This is a genomic window from Mesorhizobium sp. P160219 (genome assembly GCF_057786095.1).
Map to the genome: position 1 here is coordinate 826,208 of NZ_JBYNWG010000001.1, position 18,217 is coordinate 844,424.

23 protein-coding genes and 2 pseudogenes are annotated in these 18,217 nt (G+C 64.1%); 10 read left to right on the forward strand and 15 right to left on the reverse strand.

Features of this window, described 5'->3' with window-relative positions; genetic code table 11:
• Positions 1-108 precede the first annotated feature (108 nt).
• Positions 109-915 carry an undecaprenyl-diphosphate phosphatase gene (locus AC3EMP_RS04100; RefSeq protein WP_023745885.1) on the forward strand — a complete coding sequence of 269 codons (807 nt, stop codon included), beginning with the start codon at positions 109-111 and terminating at the stop codon, positions 913-915.
• A gap of 176 nt (positions 916-1,091) precedes the next feature.
• Here the strand turns inward: AC3EMP_RS04100 and AC3EMP_RS04105 are convergent.
• Together AC3EMP_RS04105 and rsmI are read right to left on the reverse strand one after the other, a co-directional pair.
• Positions 1,092-1,468: pseudogene (locus AC3EMP_RS04105) on the reverse strand (YraN family protein).
• On the reverse strand, positions 1,461-2,369 hold the full coding sequence (gene rsmI / locus AC3EMP_RS04110; protein ID WP_023816139.1) for a 16S rRNA (cytidine(1402)-2'-O)-methyltransferase: 909 nt from the start codon (positions 2,367-2,369) through the stop codon (positions 1,461-1,463). Before rsmI ends, AC3EMP_RS04105 begins: the two are co-directional and overlap by 8 nt.
• A 173-nt stretch (positions 2,370-2,542) precedes the next feature.
• On the opposite strand from rsmI, the gene AC3EMP_RS04115 reads away from it, so the two are divergent.
• Entirely contained in the window at positions 2,543-2,728 is a 186-nt protein-coding gene (locus AC3EMP_RS04115; RefSeq protein WP_023687558.1) for a hypothetical protein, read from the forward strand.
• A gap of 79 nt (positions 2,729-2,807) precedes the next feature.
• Here AC3EMP_RS04115 and AC3EMP_RS04120 read toward each other — a convergent pair.
• From AC3EMP_RS04120 to rph, 7 genes and pseudogenes are all read right to left on the reverse strand, one after another.
• Positions 2,808-2,942 (reverse strand): annotated as a pseudogene (locus AC3EMP_RS04120) (EamA family transporter); the annotation flags it as partial.
• A 205-nt stretch (positions 2,943-3,147) separates the two neighbouring features.
• On the reverse strand, positions 3,148-3,453 hold the full coding sequence (locus AC3EMP_RS04125) for a low molecular weight protein tyrosine phosphatase family protein (RefSeq protein WP_031197422.1): 306 nt from the start codon (positions 3,451-3,453) through the stop codon (positions 3,148-3,150).
• A gap of 3 nt (positions 3,454-3,456) precedes the next feature.
• Complete coding sequence (locus AC3EMP_RS04130; RefSeq protein ID WP_155921660.1) at positions 3,457-3,825, reverse strand: hypothetical protein; 369 nt, start codon at positions 3,823-3,825, stop codon at positions 3,457-3,459.
• Positions 3,826-3,896: 71 nt separating this feature from the next.
• Complete coding sequence (gene hemW, locus AC3EMP_RS04135; RefSeq protein ID WP_023822353.1) at positions 3,897-5,054, reverse strand: radical SAM family heme chaperone HemW; 1,158 nt, start codon at positions 5,052-5,054, stop codon at positions 3,897-3,899.
• Positions 5,054-5,701, reverse strand: a complete 648-nt coding sequence (gene rdgB, locus AC3EMP_RS04140; RefSeq protein WP_023822354.1) for an RdgB/HAM1 family non-canonical purine NTP pyrophosphatase — start codon at positions 5,699-5,701, stop codon at positions 5,054-5,056. The genes hemW and rdgB overlap by 1 nt, the downstream gene beginning before the upstream one ends.
• Complete coding sequence (locus AC3EMP_RS04145) at positions 5,701-6,111, reverse strand: VOC family protein (protein WP_352710492.1); 411 nt, start codon at positions 6,109-6,111, stop codon at positions 5,701-5,703. The genes rdgB and AC3EMP_RS04145 overlap by 1 nt, the downstream gene beginning before the upstream one ends.
• Before the next feature lie 190 nt (positions 6,112-6,301).
• Positions 6,302-7,018 carry a ribonuclease PH gene (rph, locus tag AC3EMP_RS04150; RefSeq protein WP_023672052.1) on the reverse strand — a complete coding sequence of 239 codons (717 nt, stop codon included), beginning with the start codon at positions 7,016-7,018 and terminating at the stop codon, positions 6,302-6,304.
• Between the two features lie 155 nt (positions 7,019-7,173).
• Here rph and hrcA point away from each other — a divergent pair, with 155 nt between their 5' ends.
• The 3 genes from hrcA (at position 7,174) to AC3EMP_RS04165 (ending at position 9,955) form a co-directional block, all read left to right on the forward strand.
• Entirely contained in the window at positions 7,174-8,259 is a 1,086-nt protein-coding gene (gene hrcA / locus AC3EMP_RS04155) for a heat-inducible transcriptional repressor HrcA (RefSeq protein ID WP_023681233.1), read from the forward strand.
• 36 nt (positions 8,260-8,295) lie between these two features.
• Positions 8,296-8,496, forward strand: coding sequence for a hypothetical protein (locus AC3EMP_RS04160; RefSeq protein WP_023672050.1), 201 nt, complete (start codon positions 8,296-8,298; stop codon positions 8,494-8,496).
• A 109-nt stretch (positions 8,497-8,605) separates the two neighbouring features.
• Positions 8,606-9,955 (forward strand): PQQ-dependent sugar dehydrogenase, encoded by a 1,350-nt coding sequence (locus AC3EMP_RS04165; protein ID WP_023698061.1) that lies wholly within the window; start codon positions 8,606-8,608, stop codon positions 9,953-9,955.
• Positions 9,956-9,979: 24 nt separating this feature from the next.
• Here the strand turns inward: AC3EMP_RS04165 and AC3EMP_RS04170 are convergent, their stop codons facing one another.
• Entirely contained in the window at positions 9,980-10,885 is a 906-nt protein-coding gene (locus AC3EMP_RS04170; RefSeq protein WP_031355655.1) for a hypothetical protein, read from the reverse strand.
• A gap of 178 nt (positions 10,886-11,063) precedes the next feature.
• Between AC3EMP_RS04170 and AC3EMP_RS04175 the strand changes: the two genes are divergently transcribed.
• The 3 genes from AC3EMP_RS04175 to AC3EMP_RS04185 all read left to right on the forward strand — a co-directional run bounded on the left by AC3EMP_RS04175 (position 11,064) and on the right by AC3EMP_RS04185 (position 13,643).
• Positions 11,064-11,681: a LysE family translocator gene (locus AC3EMP_RS04175; RefSeq protein WP_023698059.1), complete on the forward strand. Its 618-nt coding sequence runs from the start codon at positions 11,064-11,066 to the stop codon at positions 11,679-11,681.
• Between the two features lie 177 nt (positions 11,682-11,858).
• A complete protein-coding gene (gene cysK, locus AC3EMP_RS04180; RefSeq protein ID WP_023698058.1) occupies positions 11,859-12,833 on the forward strand; it encodes a cysteine synthase A in 975 nt (324 codons plus the stop codon).
• A gap of 183 nt (positions 12,834-13,016) precedes the next feature.
• Entirely contained in the window at positions 13,017-13,643 is a 627-nt protein-coding gene (locus AC3EMP_RS04185) for a glutathione S-transferase family protein (RefSeq protein ID WP_023698057.1), read from the forward strand.
• Between the two features lie 8 nt (positions 13,644-13,651).
• On the opposite strand, the gene AC3EMP_RS04190 is transcribed toward AC3EMP_RS04185, so the two are convergent.
• Positions 13,652-14,896 carry an RNA polymerase sigma factor gene (locus AC3EMP_RS04190; RefSeq protein ID WP_286462506.1) on the reverse strand — a complete coding sequence of 415 codons (1,245 nt, stop codon included), beginning with the start codon at positions 14,894-14,896 and terminating at the stop codon, positions 13,652-13,654.
• Between the two features lie 7 nt (positions 14,897-14,903).
• Complete coding sequence (locus tag AC3EMP_RS04195) at positions 14,904-15,272, reverse strand: YciI family protein (RefSeq protein WP_023681239.1); 369 nt, start codon at positions 15,270-15,272, stop codon at positions 14,904-14,906.
• A 308-nt stretch (positions 15,273-15,580) separates the two neighbouring features.
• Between AC3EMP_RS04195 and AC3EMP_RS04200 the strand changes: the two genes are divergently transcribed.
• Positions 15,581-15,967, forward strand: coding sequence for a RidA family protein (locus AC3EMP_RS04200; protein WP_023699214.1), 387 nt, complete (start codon positions 15,581-15,583; stop codon positions 15,965-15,967).
• Here the strand turns inward: AC3EMP_RS04200 and AC3EMP_RS04205 are convergent.
• From AC3EMP_RS04205 to AC3EMP_RS04215, 3 genes are all read right to left on the reverse strand, one after another.
• Complete coding sequence (locus tag AC3EMP_RS04205) at positions 15,930-16,184, reverse strand: hypothetical protein (RefSeq protein ID WP_023736991.1); 255 nt, start codon at positions 16,182-16,184, stop codon at positions 15,930-15,932. The genes AC3EMP_RS04200 and AC3EMP_RS04205 overlap by 38 nt on opposite strands.
• 61 nt (positions 16,185-16,245) lie before the next feature.
• The gene (locus AC3EMP_RS04210) at positions 16,246-16,671 is read right to left on the reverse strand and encodes a thiol-disulfide oxidoreductase DCC family protein (RefSeq protein WP_352710498.1); all 426 of its coding nucleotides are present in this window, start codon (positions 16,669-16,671) and stop codon (positions 16,246-16,248) included.
• 179 nt (positions 16,672-16,850) lie between these two features.
• Entirely contained in the window at positions 16,851-17,000 is a 150-nt protein-coding gene (locus tag AC3EMP_RS04215; RefSeq protein WP_196813601.1) for a hypothetical protein, read from the reverse strand.
• A 344-nt stretch (positions 17,001-17,344) separates the two neighbouring features.
• Here AC3EMP_RS04215 and ku point away from each other — a divergent pair, with 344 nt between their 5' ends.
• The gene (ku, locus tag AC3EMP_RS04220) at positions 17,345-18,211 is read left to right on the forward strand and encodes a non-homologous end joining protein Ku (protein WP_352710501.1); all 867 of its coding nucleotides are present in this window, start codon (positions 17,345-17,347) and stop codon (positions 18,209-18,211) included.
• The last annotated feature ends 6 nt before the right edge of the window (positions 18,212-18,217 follow it).

Below are 18,217 nucleotides of genomic sequence, written 5' to 3' on the forward strand. Positions count from 1 at the left end.
CGTCATGCGGCCGTCACGGTGCTGCGACCTATAGGGGGACTTCCGCGCCGTGACAAGCAAGCCCTTTTGCCAGCCGTTTCCTTCCGTCCCTTGAATGCCGAGGTTGCCATGGATAGCCACACCATCGTCGAAGCCCTGCTGCTCGGCCTGCTGGAGGGGCTGACCGAGTTCATCCCGGTCTCCTCGACCGGCCATATCCTGCTCGCCGGCCATTTCCTCGGCTTCCATTCCACCGGCAAGGCGTTCGAGATCCTGATCCAGCTCGGCGCCATCCTGGCGATCCTCAGCGTCTATTTCCGCCGTCTGTGGCAGATGCTGCTCGACCTGCCGCATGATCGGCTGACGCGGCATTTCGTCATCGGCATCCTGATTGCCTTCCTGCCGGCCGCCATCATCGGCGCGCTGGCGCATGATTTCATCAAGACGGTGCTGTTCGAATCGCCAAGGCTGATCTGCATCATGCTGATCATCGGCGGCGTCGTGCTGCTGGTCGTCGACCGCATGAAGCTGCAGCCGGTCTACCGCGACGTCGAGCGCTTCCCGACAAGGCTTTATTTGCAAATCGGCCTGTTCCAGTGCCTGTCGCTGATCCCCGGGACGTCGCGCTCCGGTTCGACCATCGTCGGCGCGCTGCTGCTGGGCGTCGACAAGCGCGCGGCGGCGGAATTCTCCTTCTTCCTCGCCATACCGACCATGGTCGGCGCCTTCGCCTTCGATCTGTTCAAGAACCGCAACGTGCTGAGCAGCGCCGATCTGCCGATCATCGCCATCGGCTTCGTCGCCGCCTTCGTTACCGCGCTGATCGTCGTGCGCTTCCTGCTCGATTACGTCTCGCGCAACGGCTACTCGCTCTTCGGCTGGTGGCGCCTGGTGGTGGGCACTGTGGGGTTGGTGGCGCTGATGATCTGGGGGTGAGCTTTACCCTCCCCCCTTGTGGGGGTCCGAAGGACGGGCGAGACAGGCGGCTCGCCCCGGTCAGTCGATCCGCAAAGCGGATCGGGGTGGGGGTCGGCGCCACACCCCCGCCCCGTTTCGCCAACGACGCGTCGCTTGCTCACCGACCCTCCCCACAAGGGGGAGGGTAAAGGCCGCTAACTCCTCCCATAAAACGCGTTCTCGACATGCACAGGCCAGCGCCAGGGCAGCACCGCGATCATGTCGAAGCGCATCGACAATCTGCCATAATCCGGTTGGCGCGACAGCCAGATGTCGGCCGCGCCCTCGATGCGGCGCTCCAATTCGTGGCCAATCGCCTCCATCGCTTCCATCAGCGTGCGCCGCGCCTTGACCTCGACGAACAGCACCAGGTCGCCGCGCCTGGCGATCAGGTCGATCTCGCCGAAGCGGGTGCGATGCCGGCGGGCGAGGATGCGATAACCTTTTGCATCAGCGCCGCCGCCGCCAGCCACTCGCCGCGATGGCCGCGCCGATAGGCTTTTTGGCGGCTGGCGGCCGGGCGCTCAGCCACCTTCGCCTTCTCCAACCGCATCCCTGAGTTCCAGCAGCCGGCGGTAGAGCGACTGCTTCTGCCCGCCTGTCATCTTCGCCGCTTCCGCCGCCGCCTTGGACGCCGGCATTTCGGCGGCCAGCGACAGCAGCAGCCTGTCGATGTCGGCGGGTTGGTCGGCCTTGATCTCGGCGGGCCCGACGCAGATGACGATTTCGCCCTTCGGCGTATCGGCCGCCGCATAATAATCGGCCAGCGCCTGCAGCGTTCCCGTCCGCATCTCTTCGAAAGTCTTGGTCAGCTCGCGGCCGATGGCGGCCTTGCGCGCGCCGCCCAACGCCTCGACCATGGCGACCAGCGTTTCGGCCAGCCGGCGTGGCGACTCGAAGAAGATCAGCGTTGCCGGCACCGCCCTGAACGTTTCCAGCTTTGTCATCCGCTGCCCTGATTTCACCGGCAGAAACCCGGCAAACAGGAAGGCGTCGGACGGCAGGCCCGACGCCGTCAGCGCCGCCAGCGGCGCCGATGGGCCGGGGATCGGCACCACGCGCAGGCCGCGCTCCAGCGCTTCGCCGACCAGCCGGTAGCCTGGGTCGGAGATCAGCGGCGTGCCGGCATCCGAAATCAGCGCCACGCTCTGCCCGGCCTCGAGTGCCGCGATCAGCTTCGGCCCGGCCTCGCCGGCGTTGTGCTCGTGATAAGCGGTGGTGCGCCGCCGGATGCCGTAGCGATCGAGCAACACGCGCGAGACGCGAGTGTCCTCGCAGGCGACGATGTCGGCGGCGGCGAGCGTCTCCAGCGCGCGCAGCGTGATGTCGGAGAGGTTGCCGATCGGCGTCGCCACCAGATACAGCGCCGGCGCCAGCGACCGGACCGCGATCTCGGTCTGCCCGATCACATAGCTGCGCTTCTCGCCGGTCACCGGGGTCTCTCCATTTCGCCCTGTTTGGCACGGCGCGCGCCGGGTTGCAAAACTCCCGAACATCGAGCCAAACCTGACGCCGATGTAACCCGGCGGCCATGTCTTTGCCACAGTGGGGAACGAAAGCGTGGCTGGCGGATTGAATACCTGAGTCTCTTGAGGAGGAGGACAGGATGGACAGCCTGGAATTGCAGGACGTTTTCGAGCCCTATTATGCCGAGCGCAAGCGCTTCACTGCGCGAAAGGGCAAGCGTGCGCTCGCCGAAAGCGACACCGGCCTGGCCAGTCGGGCGGCCACCGCCTTGCCGACGAATGTCAGGCTTTCGGACAACAAACCGGACAGCACGACGGAGCACTGACCGTACGATGCCCAATCGTTTCGATATCTTCATCACCCGTCTTGAAACGAAGAGCGCCCGCGAAGGCGCGCCGCCGCATCCGATGAACGACCAGAACAGCGTCCGCCGGGACAAGAGCGACGCCAAGCCGGCCCGGACCGGAGAGGCGCATGCCGAGAAACACCGCGGCAAGCGCCGCTTCAAGCACGACGCTTAGTTTGTCGATCGGTGCAACATCGTCATCCTAGGGCGAAGCAAGGAGCGAAGTGACGCGGCGCAGACCCTATGATCCATTCCGTGACCTCTGCCGAAGGATGCAGCGGCGCAGAATTCTGAACCGCTGCAGCGCCTTAACCTCGCGGCAAATCCCGGGTGAAGCCCGAGGATGGCGAACGCGGGCGTGGAACGCCCCAACCACATCAGTCAGCCCAGGTATCGCGTCACCTCACCTCCAGCAATCGCACCAACTCCGGATCCATGAATCCGTAATCATCCGGGATGTCGAGGCAGATGACGCGGGCCTTCTTCAGGCTCTCCTTGAATTTCTTCTGCAGCTTGGTGCGGTGCGCCTTTTCCATCACGAAGACGATGTCGGCCCAGGCGACCAGCTCATGCGTCAGCGGCGTGTCTGCATCGTGATTGGTGCCGGCCGACTCGACCTCGATATCCCTACGTTTGGAGAACACCTGCTCGGCGGTCGGGCTGCGCAAGCGGTTCTGGCTGCAGACGAACAGGACGTTCTTCACCGACTACTCATCCCAGATTTTACGCAGATTTTTGCTGAGAGGGATGTACTGATCAAATGTGAGTCCATTCAGATCAAACTCGAGCAACTCATCCTTGGCGATCCCGCGAAGTTTATTTCCAATATATGTTATGAAACTGAGGACAACGCTGAATTCGCTCAAGTGGGTCAATTTTAGTTTCGATGTGACCGTTGCGTTCCTGATGAAAATCGCCTGAGCCTCAAAGAGGTCGTCTTGCTCTGGAGGTCTCAAGATTTCGGTCAATCCAAACTCGAACACATCATCCGTGTTCAATGTCATCAAGGTCTCGTGGATCAGGAACGTCATCGCAGGAGTCACCTCGGATGCGGCGCTGGCACGCCAGCGGTTCAACAAGTCGACTTTCTAGCATCCTTGCTCAAGCCGATAAATCGTCCAACAGCCCGGCCATTTGCCCTGTGGGCTCACCGCGCCAAATCCGCCACCACGGCATCGAGCACGATCATGCCGGCTGGCGTGGCGCGTAGCCTGGCATTGCCGATCGGCGCCACCAGCCCCTCATCCTGCAGCACGGTCAGCCGGGCGCTCGACAGGCCGCGCCCGGAAAACGCCTCGTAGCGGGAAAGGTCGATGCCTTCGGCCAACCTCAGCCCCATCAGCAGGAACTCGTCGGCCTCTTCGGAGCGCGTCAGGATCTCGCCGCCGGTGACGCCATGGCCCCTAGCCTCCACCAGATTGGCCCAGGTCTCCGGCATCCGCTCGGCGATCGTCACGGTGCGGTGGCCGTTCTCGATAAAGCGGCCATGCGCGCCCGGTCCGACGCCGACATATTCGCCATACCGCCAATAGGTCAGATTGTGCCGGCTCTCGGCGCCCGGCCTGGCGTGGTTGGAAATCTCATAGGCCGGCAGGCCATGCGCCGCGGTGACCTCCTGAGTCAGCGCATAGAGATCGGCGGCCCGGTCATTGTCGGGAACGGTAAACTTGTGCGCCGCATGCAGCGCATGGAACGGCGTGCCTTCCTCGATGGTCAGCTGGTAGAGCGACAGATGGTCGGCGGCATGGCCGATCGCCTGTTCGAGCTCCGCCTGCCAGTCGTCCAGCGTCTGGCCGGGGCGGGCGTAGATCAGGTCGAAGGAAAGTCTTGGGAATATGTCCCGTGCCAGGCCAATTGCATGCAGCGCCTCGTCGACATTGTGCAGCCGGCCGAGGAAGCGCAGATCCTTGTCGTTCAGCGCCTGCACGCCGAGCGACACGCGGTTGACGCCGGCGGCGCGGTAGCCGCGAAAGCGCTCGGCCTCTACCGAAGATGGATTGGCTTCCAGCGTCACCTCGATGCCGTCGGGCACCGTCCAATTCTTCGCCACGGCGTCCAGCACCGCCGCCACCGTCTGCGGCTGCATCAGCGACGGTGTGCCGCCGCCGAGAAAGATGCTGGTCACTTCGCGCGGCCCGGTGCGCTCGCTCATGGTCTTCAGCTCGGTCTCGAAGGCGCGGGCAAAGCGCTCCTGGTCGACCGGCTGGTGACGGACATGGCTGTTGAAGTCGCAATACGGGCATTTGGCCGCGCAGAACGGCCAATGGATGTAGACGCCGAAGCCCGGGCTGCGGTCCAGCGACATTAAGCTGAGCCTAACCTGGCGCGGGCGAATTTCTGGAAGGCGCGGGCGCGGTGCGACAGCGCCGTCGGCTGGCCGGGCTTCCAGCCGTGTTTTTCCTCAGCGCTCATCTCGCCGAACGTCTTTTCGAAACCGTCCGGCAAAAACACCGGGTCGTAGCCGAAGCCGAGTTCGCCGCGCGGCGGCCACACCAGCGTTCCCTCAGCTTCGCCGCGATAATATTCAGCTTCGCCATTGGGGAAGGCCAGGCAGATGACGGCGACGAACCGCCCCTTGCGCTGCGCTGGCTTGGCGGCGCCGACCTCCTGCAAGGCCACTTCGGTGCGCTGCATGGCCATGCTGAAGTCGCGGCTGCCATCGGGAGCTTCGGCCCAATTGGCGGTGTAGACGCCGGGGGCGCCGTCGAGCGCGTCGACGCACAGGCCCGAATCGTCCGACAGCGCCGGCAAGCCGGTCGCCTTAGCCGCGGCGAAGGCCTTGATGTAGGCGTTTTCCTCGAAGGTGGTGCCGGTCTCCTCCGGTTCCGGCAGGCCGTAGTCCTTGGCCGACTTCGCCTCGAAGCCGAACGGACCCATCAAATCGGCGAATTCGCGCAGCTTGCCCGCATTGTGGCTGGCAACGACGATCTTCTTTCCATCGAGAGAATGCATCAAAGGCCCCAGATCCTTGGCTCGGCGAATTCGATCGAATTGCACGAGGGGTCGCGTATGTAGATCGAACGCCCGCCCTGCGGCCATTCGAATTCGCTTTCGATGGCGATGTTTTTCGCCTCAAGTTGCGCCTTCCACTGTGCGAGTTCATCCGCACTTGCGGCAAAGCAGAGATGGCCCTCGCCGACCGTGCCATGTGGCGGCACTTTCAGCCGCGCATCGGGCGCCGGCGGGATTTTGGTGGCTTCGGCGTTGAAGACCAGCAGCACGCCCGGGCCGCAGCGGAAGAAGAGATGGCGGCCGTCGACCTTGCCGAGGAGAGGGAGGCCGAGGACGTTGGAGTAGAAGGCTTCGGCAGCGGCGAGATCCGTGACGTAAAGCGCTGACTCAAGAATAGCGGAGGGTTGCATCAGGCACCCCCCTCTGCCCTGCCGGGCATCTCCCCCGCAAGGGGGGAGATTGGCAGTTCCGCTTTCGGCGTCTCAACGTTGATGGTTGGCGAAAACGGTAGCGACCTCTGATCTCCCCCCTTGCGGGGGAGATGGCCGGCAGGCCAGAGGGGGGTGTGAAGGATCGCCGACGTCATCACGTTAAATTCAATCAGGCCACAGCCATCTGCTGCAAGCTCACCAGCCGCTGAATGCCCTTCTTTGCCAGGCCCATCAGCTCCGCGAACTGCCCTTCCGAGAACGGCTCGCCCTCGGCGGTGCCCTGGATCTCGACGATGCCGCCCTTGCCGGTCATGACGAAATTGGCGTCGGTGCCGGCAGATGAATCCTCGATATAGTCGAGGTCGATGACCGGCTGGCCGTCATGGATGCCGCAGGAAATTGCCGCGACATGGTCCTTCAGTACCTTGGCAACACTGGCCATCTGCCGCGCTTCCATCCAGCGCAGGCAATCGTAGAGCGCCACCCAGCCGCCGGTGATCGAGGCCGTGCGGGTGCCGCCATCGGCCTGGATGACGTCGCAGTCGACGGTGATCTGCTGTTCGCCCAGTGCCTGCAGGTCGACAACGGCGCGCAAGGAGCGGCCGATCAGCCGCTGGATTTCCAGCGTGCGGCCGCCTTGCTTGCCGGCCGAGGCTTCACGGCGCATGCGCTCGCCGGTCGAACGCGGCAGCATGCCGTATTCCGCCGTCACCCAGCCCTTGCCGGAATTGCGCATCCAGCCTGGCACCTTTTCCTCCAGGCTTGCCGTGCACAACACATGCGTGTCGCCGAATTTCACCAGGCACGAGCCTTCGGCGTGTTTGGAGACGCCGCGCTCGAACGAGATGGCGCGCATTTCGTCGGCTTGGCGTTTGGAAGGGCGCATCGAGGCCTCTTTCTGTTCTTTTACGGTTGCGTCGGCGGCTTGTAGACGCATGCAGCCCATGGCGCAAAGGAAAAGGCCGGGCGATCTGGCACAGACGCCGGGTTGCGCGGGGGCGATGGAAGTCTATATCCTTGAGCCGGAGGTTTTTGGCTCGAATGACCAAGGCAGTCACCGAACCCAGTCTGCTGGCGCCCGCGCTGCAATCGCTCGACATGCGTTCGCGCGACATTTTCCGGCGCATCGTCGAATCCTATCTGAAGGACGGTGAGCCTGTGGGATCGCGCAGCCTGTCGCGCATCCTGCCGTCGTCGCTGTCGCCGGCCACCATCCGCAACGTGATGAGCGACCTCGAGCATCTCGGCCTGATCTATGCCCCGCACATCTCGGCCGGGCGCCTGCCGACCCAGACCGGCCTGCGCTTCTTCGTCGATGCCTTCATGGAGCTTGGCGATCTCTCCGACGAGGAACGCCGGGTCATCGAGGCGCAGGTGCGCGCCTCCGGCTCGGGCGCGACGCTGGAACACATGCTGACCGAGGCCAGCCAGATGCTGTCGGGCATGTCGCGCGGCGCCGGCCTGGTGCTCGCCACCAAGAACGAGGTGGCGCTGAAGCACATCGAGTTCATCCAGCTCGAGCCGACCAAGGCGCTGGCGGTGATGGTGTCGCAGAATGGCGATGTCGAGAACCGCGTCGTCGACCTGCCGGCCGGCATCACCGTCTCGCAGCTGCACGAGGCCTCCAACTTCCTCAACGCCCATATCAGGGGCCGCACGCTCGCCGAGGCGCGCATCGAGATCGCCCGCATCAAGGACGAGACCAGGGCAGCGCTGGACACGCTGTCGCAGGATCTGGTCGAGAAAGGCCTGGCGGTGTGGGCCGGCGCCGATAGCGGCCTGCCGGCGCGCCTTATCGTGCGCGGCCGCGCCAATTTGCTCGAAAACGTCACCGCCCAGGCCGATATCGAATTGCTGCGCCACCTGTTCGAGGATCTGGAGACGCAGGACGGGCTGATCCAGCTGCTCGACCTCGCCGAGGACGGCCCCGGCGTGCGGATCTTCATCGGCTCGGAAAACAAGCTGTTCTCGCTCTCCGGCTCGTCGCTGGTCGTGGCGCCTTACCGCGACAAGGACGCCCGCGTCGTCGGCGCGCTCGGCGTCATCGGCCCGACCAGGCTGAATTATGCCCGCATCGTGCCTATGGTCGACTACACTGCGCAATTGATTACCCGGATGTTAAGATAATTCGAAAGCCGGGATCACCGTAAAGGAGGGCGCAGAATGGCGCTTGAATCGTTCAAGGCCCAGATCAGCATGCTGCTCGAAGAAATGGTCAACCAGCCGGAGGACGAGCACGAAATCCAGGAGCAGCTGCGCGAAAAACTGCGCGAAATGCGCGCCATGGGCTTGCCGCTGCCGGAAGATCTCGTCGCATTGGAAAAGCGTCTCGACGACGATCTCGACGTCGAAGAGGAAAGTTGAGCGGTTCTCTCGTCGAATCTGCGCGCGCGCACGCTTCTCTTTTGCGGCGGCCGCACAATATCTCCCTTGTGCATGACGCGCCGACCGGCGCGAGTTCGAGGAGAACAGCATGATCCGGATTGCCGGCTTGGCAGGCCTTGCCCTGCTTCTGGCCACCAGCGCCTTCGCCCAGGAGGCCGATCAACCGCTGCTGACCGGCAAAGACGCTTTCGGCGACTGGACGGCCGACAAGCCAGGTGTGCGCCGGCTGATCAAGCCGGATGATCTGCAAAAGCCCAACATCACCGAATCCGCCTCCAACAGCGCCGGCCTTGGCGATCGGCCCGAGGGCGCGAAGCCCGTCCTGCCGCCTGGGTTTTCGGCCGAACTGGTTGCTTCCGGCATTTCCAATCCGCGGGTCGTGCGCGTGGCGCCGAACGGCGACCTGTTCGTCGCCGACAGTGACGCCAACCAGATCCGCGTCTATCGGCTGGCCAAGGGTAGCGCGAAGCCGGCCGAAGAGGGCATTTTTGCCGACAATCTCAACCAGCCCTATGGCATCGCCTTCTACCCGCCTGGCGACAAGCCGCAATGGGTCTACGTCGCCAACAACGACAGCGTGGTCCGCTACGCCTATCGCGACGGCGACCTTAAAGCCTCCGGCGAACCGGAGACGATTGTCTCCGACATCCCTACCGGCGGCCACTGGACCCGCGATATCGCCTTCTCGCCGGACGGAAAGACGCTGTATCTCTCGGTCGGCTCCGGATCGAACGTCGCGGAGGGCATGCAGAAGGCACCGAAGGGCGGCCTTGGCGCCTGGGCAAAATCACAGCCACTCGGCGCCACCTGGGGTTCCGAGGATGGCCGTGCCGACGTGCTGGCCTTCGGCCCCGACGGCAAGAATGGCCGCATCCTCGCTACCGGCCTGCGCAATTGTTCGGGCATGACCGTGCAGCCGGCCACCGGCGCGCTGTGGTGTGTCGTCAACGAGCGCGACGGTCTCGGCGACGATGTGCCGTTCGAATATGCCACCTCAGTCAAGGATGGCGCCTTCTATGGGTGGCCCTGGTATTATATCGGCGCCAACGAGGACCCGCGTCACGAGGGCGCGCGCCCAGACCTCGCCGGCTCCGTCACCGTGCCCGACGTGCTGATGCAGGCGCATTCGGCGCCGCTCAACGTCGCCTTCTATGACGGCGGCAATTTCCCGGCAGAGTACAAGGGTGACGCCTTCGTCGCCCTGCACGGCTCCTGGAACCGTGGTATGAGGACCGGCTACAAGGTGGTGCGGCTGAGATTCAGCGACGGCAAGCCGACCGGCGAGTACCAGGATTTCATCACCGGCTTCGTCCTCTCCGACGACGCCGTCTGGGGCCGGCCGGTCGGCGTCGCGGTGGCCAAGGACGGCGCGCTTATCGTCACCGAGGATGGCAACGGCACCATCTGGCGCATCACTCATGTCGATGGCCCATCCTGAGCCGGCGAACAGCGCAATCCGGCCCTAATGCACGTCCCGATGGATCACCTTGGGATAGGTATGGATCACCTCGGCCGATGAGACGCGGTCATCGAAACCGGTATCCCTGAGATTGAAGAGGCCGACAGAGCCGAAGGACTTCTTCGCCCCTTGCGCGAAGCGGCCGTCGCTGAAATCGTGTTCGTAAAGCGTCACCGTGACGTGGCCGGCATTGAGCTTCGGCACGTAAACACTGCTGATGGTGTCGTTGGCGACGCCAAGCTGGTTGACGTTGAAGCGATAGAGGTCCTGCACCATGCGCCGGGCCGCATTGCCATTGATCATCCAGTATTCGCGGCGCGATGCGCGGTTCGGGTCGATGAGTTTGAGCGGCGCCTTGCGGCCAAGCCCGAGCCAGTGCTCGAACACCATCACATTGGCGCCCCAGGGATAGGGATAGTTGGACTTGTCGATGATGCGTGGCGGGCCATCCTCGGCAATCTCGGCGGTATCGACATAGTCCAGCCATTGCAGCTGGAACGACGCTTCCACGTTGAGGTCGGTATTGCGCGGATCGGCAGCAATGATGCGCCAGTCCGAGACCGGCGGATATTTGGTGTCGAGGTCGATGTAGAATTCGCCTTTGGCGGTGTCGTCGGGGTCTATCTTTTGCGGTCCGTCACGCTCGATCGCCACCAGCCGCACCTTGAAGCGGTTGTTGACGACCAGCGGATAGATCATCGGACGAACGGGGTGGGCGCCATGGTTCCGGCTGTCGGTAAAATATCCAGCCTGCGGAACGACATCGCTATCGCCCTTGTCGAACAGGCTGAAAGCCTGACGCCCCTCGAACCACAGATACCATTCCAGCTCGTGGACGTGACCGCGTGCTTCGGAATAGTTGTTGGGCATCCACTTCATGAGCTGGATGTGAAGTCGTTTGGCTAACATGGGTGCTCCTGCCGTTCGGAGCCATGCGAGATAGCCGACCGCCTTCGGGGCGTAAGTGAACCATCTCTCGCTTTCAGGCGATGATGACCGGCTTTCATGTCCTGCTTGGCGCAATCGAATCCGTTTTGCCGTTGCAGGCTTTCATGGCATCAGAGTCGTTTCACGAGGTGCGACCGTCATGACCCTCACCGGCTTCCTTGCCTATAGTGCTGCGCTGGGCATCGCCGCCGCCATTCCCGGCCCCGGCGTCACCGCGCTTGTGGCGCGGGCGCTCGGCTCCGGCTTCCGCTCGTCGCTGGCGATGTCGTTCGGCCTGATGCTCGGCGACCTCATTTATCTCACCGCGGTGGTGCTCGGCCTTGCCTTTGTCGCGCAAAGCTTCGGCATGGTGTTTCTCGCCATCAAATGGCTGGGCGTCGCCTATCTCGCCTTCCTCGGCTGGCGTTTCTGGACGGCCGGGATCACGCCCGAGACTGTCGAGGCCAGGAAAGGCAAGGGCGGCCTGGTTTCGAGTTTCCTTGCCGGGCTCACCGTTACGCTGGGCAACCCGAAGACGATGATCTTCTACCTCGCCATCACGCCGACCATCGTCGACCTGAAGACCATCACGCTCGCCGACTACGGCATCCTGGTCGCGCTCACCGTTATCGTGCTCTTCGTGGTGCTTGTGCCCTATCTGGCGCTGGCCGCCAAGGCGCGCTGGTTCCTGAAATCGCCGCGCGCGCTGAAGGCGCTGAACCGCACGGCCGCCGGCTTCATGGTGGGCGCGGCCGCAGCCATTGCCGCACGTCAGTAGATCGGTTCAGGCAATTCATTCCGCCGATCGGTCCATCCGGAAATGCGGCTTCGGAAGGCAAGCGTTTTCAGCAAGCGGCCCACTCGATATTTTCGGCCGGCAGCCTATCTTGCGCGGGCGAAAGCCTTATTCTGTCCGCCGACGCCAATTGCCTGATCTGATTTGGGAGCGAAACCAATGAACAAGCCTTCCGCGCGCGTGCCCGGCCGCGGCCGTGTCTACAACTCGATCACCGAGACGATCGGCGACACGCCGCTGGTGCGGCTCGACAAGTTCGCCAAGGAGAAGGGCGTCGTTGCCAACCTTCTTGCCAAGCTCGAATTCTTCAATCCGATCGCCTCGGTCAAGGACCGCATCGGCGTTTCGATGATCGAGGCGCTGGAAGCGTCGGGCCGGATCAAACCCGGCAAGACGACGCTGATCGAGCCGACCTCCGGGAATACCGGTATCGCGCTCGCCTTCGCCGCCGCCGCCAAGGGGTACAAGCTGATCCTGACCATGCCCGAAACCATGTCGGTGGAGCGCCGCAAGATGCTGGCGCTGCTCGGCGCCGAACTGGTGCTGACGGAAGGGCCGAAAGGCATGAAGGGCGCCATCGCCAAGGCCGACGAGCTGGCCGCCACCTTGCCCGACGCCGTCATCCCGCAGCAGTTCGAAAACCCGGCCAACCCGGAGATCCACCGCCGCACCACCGCCGAGGAGATCTGGAACGACACCGATGGCGGGGTCGACATCTTCGTCGCCGGCATCGGCACCGGCGGCACCATCACCGGTGTCGGCCAGGTGCTGAAGCAGCGCAAGCCTTCGGTGCATGTCGTCGCCGTCGAGCCCGAGGCCTCGCCGGTGCTGTCGGGCGGCCAGCCCGGCCCGCACAAGATCCAGGGCATCGGCGCCGGCTTTGCGCCCAAGATCCTCGACACCTTGATCTATGACGAGATCGTCAAGGTCTCCAACGAGGATTCGGTCGCCAATGCCCGCCTCGTCGCCCGCCTCGAAGGCGTGCCGGTCGGCATCTCGTCGGGCGCCGCCCTGCAAGCGGCGATCGTCGTCGGCTCACGGCCGGAGAACAAGGGCAAGAACCTTGTGGTGATCATCCCGTCCTTCGCCGAGCGCTATCTGTCGACGATCCTGTTCGACGGGCTGGGCGCTTAGTTTTCGCGGAGCGGGAAGGACGGATAGGTAGCGATCCGTACCTCCTTCTGTCCCGCCGACACCTCCAGCACTTGCTCCGTCTGGACCGCACAAAATACCGCGTGGCACCGGGCCGACCCGCTTGAGCGCGGCGCTCTGCCGGTGCAAATCTCCAACGGCCCGCGTGGGCCGGGGAGGACATTCATGTACAGACTTTACACGCGCCCAGGCAGTGGCGGTTTCGTCGTCGAGGCCGCATTGGCGCTGGCAAACGCGCAATTCGACCAGATCGATGTGCCCAAGAAGGATCCGCCGGACCCGGCTTTCCTCGACATCAGCCCGTTGAATCAGGTTCCGGTGCTGACCTTGCCCAACGGTCAATCGATAACCGAATCGGCGGCGATCTGCATCCTGCTTGCCGAGCGCCATCCGGAGGCGGGTCTGGCACCGGCCGCCGGATCCCCGGATCGCGCCGGTTTCCTGCGCTGGATGGCGTTCATGTCGTCGGTGCTCTACCCCGCCATCCTGCGCCTCTACTATGCCCATCGCTACACCACCGATGCCGACGGCAAGAAAGCCGTCAAGCAGGCAGCCATTGCCGAGATGGACCGCGGCTTCGCCATTGTCGATGCAGCCCTCGAGGGGCGCGGCTGGCTGGTCGGCGACGCGATGTCGCTGGCCGACATCTACCTCGTCATGCTGGTGGCCTGGCACCCCGACATGGACAAGGCGCGGGCCGACTGGCCGAACATCGAACGCTTATGGTCGGCGCTGCGCGCGCATCCGCTGATGAAACGGCTCAACACCGCGCATGAGATGTGGCCGGCCTGAACGACGCTTCAATTTCGCAGGATCGCCCGTTTCGCCTGCAGGAAGCGGCGCACGGCGGGGTCGCGTTCAAGGCCGATCGCCCGGTCATAGGCTTCGACCGCTTGCGCCGCATTGCCGAGCCTGGCCAGCAGGCCGGCGCGGGCGGCCCAGTAGGGCTGGTAGTCGTTGAGCCGCTTGTCGTCGCCCAGCACGTAGAGCGCCGCCAGTCCTGCCGCCGCCCCTTCGCCCTCGGCAATCGCCACGGCGCGGTTGATCGAAATCACCGGCGAGCCTGATATCGCCGACAGCGCATCGTAGAAGTTACGGATCGCCGCCCAATCGGTTTGGCCGATCCGTCGCCGCGTCGCATGCACCGATTGTACCGCCGCTTCGAGCTGGTAGCGGCCGATGACGCCAATGGTGGCGGCGTGGCCCAGCAGCGCCTCGGCCTCGTCGATCAGCGCGTGATCCCAAAGAAGACAATCCTGGTCGGCGAGCGGCACATAATCTCCAGCCGCATCGCGCCGCGCCGGGCGCCGCGCCTCGGCAAACAGCATCAGCGCCAGCAGGCCGAGCGCTTCCGGTTCGTCCGGCATCAGGGATGCCACCAGCCGCCCGAGCCAGATGCCTTCGGTCGCCAGATTGCGCGCTCTCGTCTCGGTCCCTGCCGGGTCGGTCCAGCCTTCGGCGAAAGCCGCGTAGATCGCTTCCAGCACCGTTTCCAGCCGGTCGCCGAGTTCGGCGCGATCCGGCACGCGGAACGGAATGCCGATCTCGCGGATGCGGCTCTTGGCGCGCACCAGACGCTGGCCCATCGTCGCCGGCGAAACCAGGAAGGCCGAGGCGATCGTCGCCGCGTCGAAACCCAGAATGGTCTGCAGGATCAGCGGCGCCCGCACGCTGGCTTCGATCGCCGGATGCGCACAGGCAAACATCAGCCTGAGACGTTCGTCGGGCAGGTCTTCGTCTTCCATGCTCGCCTCCATCTCCTCGGCCATCAGCTTGAGATGGTCGCGGCTCGCCTCGCTGGTCAGCCGACGGCGCACCGCGTCGACGCGCCGCCGGCGCGCCACAGCCACCAGCCATGCTTCCGGCTTGTCGGGCACGCCGGTCTGTGGCCAGCGCTCCAGCGCCGCGGCGAAGGCCTCGGCCAGCGCGTCCTCGGCGCCGGCCACGTCGCGGGTGCGCGCCGCTAGCCAGGCGACCAGCTTGCCGTAACTCTGCCGGGCGGCCGCTTCGGCCGCCGCCCGCGCGATCTCCGGGCGATTGTCCATCACGGTGTCATTTCTTGGGCATGTAGTCGGCCATTTCCCAGATCGGCCGCAACTCGACCGTGCCGGCGCTCGCCGCCGGACAGCGCGCCGCCCAGTCGATGGCGGTATCGATATCGGCCGCCTCGATCATGTAGAAGCCGGCAAGCTGCTCCTTGGTGTCGGCATAGGGGCCGTCGATCACGTTGGTCTTGCCGTCTGTGATCCGCACCGAGGTGGTCGCCTGGGTCGGGCGCAACCGTTCGCCGGCGAGCCATGCGCCGGATTTCTTCAACGCTTCGGTATAGGCGGCATATGCTGCGCTCATCTGCTGAGCCTTCTCGATTGGCGTGTTCGCCTGCGCGGCTTCGTCGCTGTTGATCAAAAGCATGTATCGCATGGGTCTTCTCCCGTGGTTTCGAAGGCCGCGTCCTAGCGGGGCCAGACGTATGTCGCGCGGCGGCGGCCGATTTCGACAGGCTTCAGAAAAAAACTTTCGCCTCCGCCAGGAGATTTCGCAAGGACCAGATGTTCCTCCGTCTGCTGGCGGATGACCGGCAGCGGACTGGCCGTGGCTCCGCCCAGCACTATCCTATGTCGTTGGCGGGCACGTCACACGAGGCATGGGAGAGAGAATGGAACTCGTGACCCACAAGAAATTCAAGAACGGCCGGTTGATGCCATGGGGCAAAGGCACGGTCGTCAGCGGTGCGAAAGGCACCGTCTATCTGCGGCAACACCGCGACATCGGCTGACTACGATCCGGCCGGCAAGAAGGGTGGCGGCTTCGCCGGCGATGCCGCGGCGCAGTGGCGGGAAGTTCTCGGCAACATCAAATCGGATCTGGAAGAACTTGGCAGCGGGCTCGACCATCTCATCAGGCTGACCTTTTTCGTCAAAGGGCCATTTCCCGACGGCGGCGTCCTCAGCTCGCCTAATTTTCGTCTCGACGTGCTGGACGCGTTTTTCGCCGAGCATTGTCCGAAGCATTGCAGCGACAACAATCCGCCGCCTTCGGAGGTAATCGGCGTCGCAGCGCTTGCCCAGGCAGACATCGTCATCGAGATCGTCGCCGTCGCGGCGCTGCCGGACTGAGGCGCGAACGAACAGGCCGGCCTTGCGCGAGGTCGCCATTGCGACCGAAGCGCGCCGGCACGAGTTGCGCCGCCGCGCCGGTGCGGATGTTGCACCAGGCCTCGGCTTTGGCCAGTGAGCGCCCGGCAACGAGCAGGATCAGGCGGGGCTCGCTCTCCAGCAATTGCACGATGCGGCCGCCGAAAATGCCATAGCCGCCAACGACCAGAAGCCTCATGGCGCCGCTCTTTTTGCGTATGTCGTTCCCGGAACCGAGGTCACTTTTGGGTGACATGCGATTAGCCGATCACGCGCGCACGTATCGCGGCGGACAGGATCTCGCAACTGTCCTTGCGGCCGAACGTGGCATAGCGGTTTTTGGCGATGCGTTCGTAGAGCCAGTCACGCAAGGGGCGCGGGATGAGCAGCAGGGCCTTCGCCGCCCGCCACGGCCAGCCGAGTTCGGCCATCACCGCGATGAAACTGTCCAGCCGGATGAAGGGAGCGCCGCCGACAAGGACCAGATTGGTCTCGTAGCTGTCGGTGCGCAGCCCGTATCTCTGGAACAGCGCCTCGCCGAAGGGCGACTGCGCCGTGGCGAAGCGGAAGCGGTTTTTGCGGTCGAGCCCGACCACCGTGCGTACGAAGCCCGAGCACAGCGCGCAGACGCCGTCGAAAACGATCAATGGCTGGCTGGCATCGAAGGGTTCAGGAGAAGAAGTCACGGGACGTCCGGCAGCTTGTGTCTTCGGACACTAAGCCCGCCGGCAGCGGGATCAAAGCCGCGGCGTTGTCGCACGGCTTCTCGCGGCCAGCGCGGGGCGCTCGGCGCGATAGGTGGTTGCGCGGGGATCGGCCTCCGGTCTGCAGATCCGGCTGTCGTGACGCGTTTCGAATGTCATGATCAATGCGCGCCGAGCGAGCTGCCGCGACGGGCGCAGGCCGGACCCGGGCCGCGCATGTAGTAGCGCTCCGGCCGATAGGTCGGCGCGATGAACTCGCGGATGGCGGCGGCATAGCCGGCAATGTGGCCCCAGAATTTCATTTTACTCAAGTCCCTGTCCCGATTTTCGGATGTCCCGTCCGATTGCGGGGATCATAGCGTCGAGGCGTGAATAGTCGGTGAACACGATGTTAATCTTTGGTCGAAAACCCCATGCTTCGTGGCCGGAATGCGGCTGTTTGGGGGTCTTTCGGTGTGGTTCGTCGCCATTTCCGGCATTGTGACTTTTGCATCACATATGTTTCGTCTGAATGTCGCTTGGGCGCGGTTCTGTTTCAGATTGGCGAGCCTCTCGAAATTTCCATGCTCGCTGCCGAAATGCCCCTGGTTGCGCGCCCGGAACCGGAACGGGCCTTGCCCGTTCTCGCTTGAACCGCATCGCGCAGGAGTTCGCCATGGCACCTCGCCCCGCCTGGAAGGGCTATCTGAAACTGTCGCTGGTCACCTGCGCTGTCGAACTGACCAACGTCGTCACCCACGCCGAAAAAGTTTCGTTCCGGGTGCTCAACCGCAAGACCGGCAACACGGTCAAGCGCATCTATGTCGATTCTGAAACCGGCAAGCCGCTGGGCGATGGCGACGAGATCAGGGGCTATGAGGTGAGCCCCGGTGAGTTCGTCCATATCGAGGACGAAGAGATCGAAGCGGTGCAGATCGAGTCCTCGCACACGATGGCGCTGGATGGCTTCGTCGACAAAGCCTCGATAGAGCAGATCTATCTCGACACGCCCTATTATGTCACGCCCGCCGACAAGGTGTCGGAGGAGGCCTTTGCCGTCATTCGCGATGCCATGGCGGACAAGAAGATGGCCGGGCTGGCGCGCGTCGTGCTCTATAGCCGCGAGCGGCCCGTGGTCATCGAGCCGCGCGGCAAAGGCATGGTGCTGACCACCTTGCGCTACGGCAACACGGTGCGGGAGCCGGAGAGCATCTTCGGCGACATCAAGGCGGTGAGGACCGACCAGGAGATGACCGATATGGCCGAACGCATCATCGACAAGAAGAAGGGGAAGTTCGATCCGTCGACATTCGAGGACAAGTATGAGGACGCGCTGCTCGAACTGATCCGCGCCAAGAAGGCCGGCAAGAAGGCGCCGAAAGCGCAGGCCGCGCCCAAGCCGTCCAATGTCGTCAATCTGTTCGACGCGCTGAAGAAGAGCCTGTCCGATGGCGGCCAGGCGGAAGGCCCGGCGAAGAAGGCCAAGCCGGCGGCAAAAAGCGGCAAGGCGAAAGCTTCTGCGCCCAAGCGCAAGTCGGCTTGAGGGTCG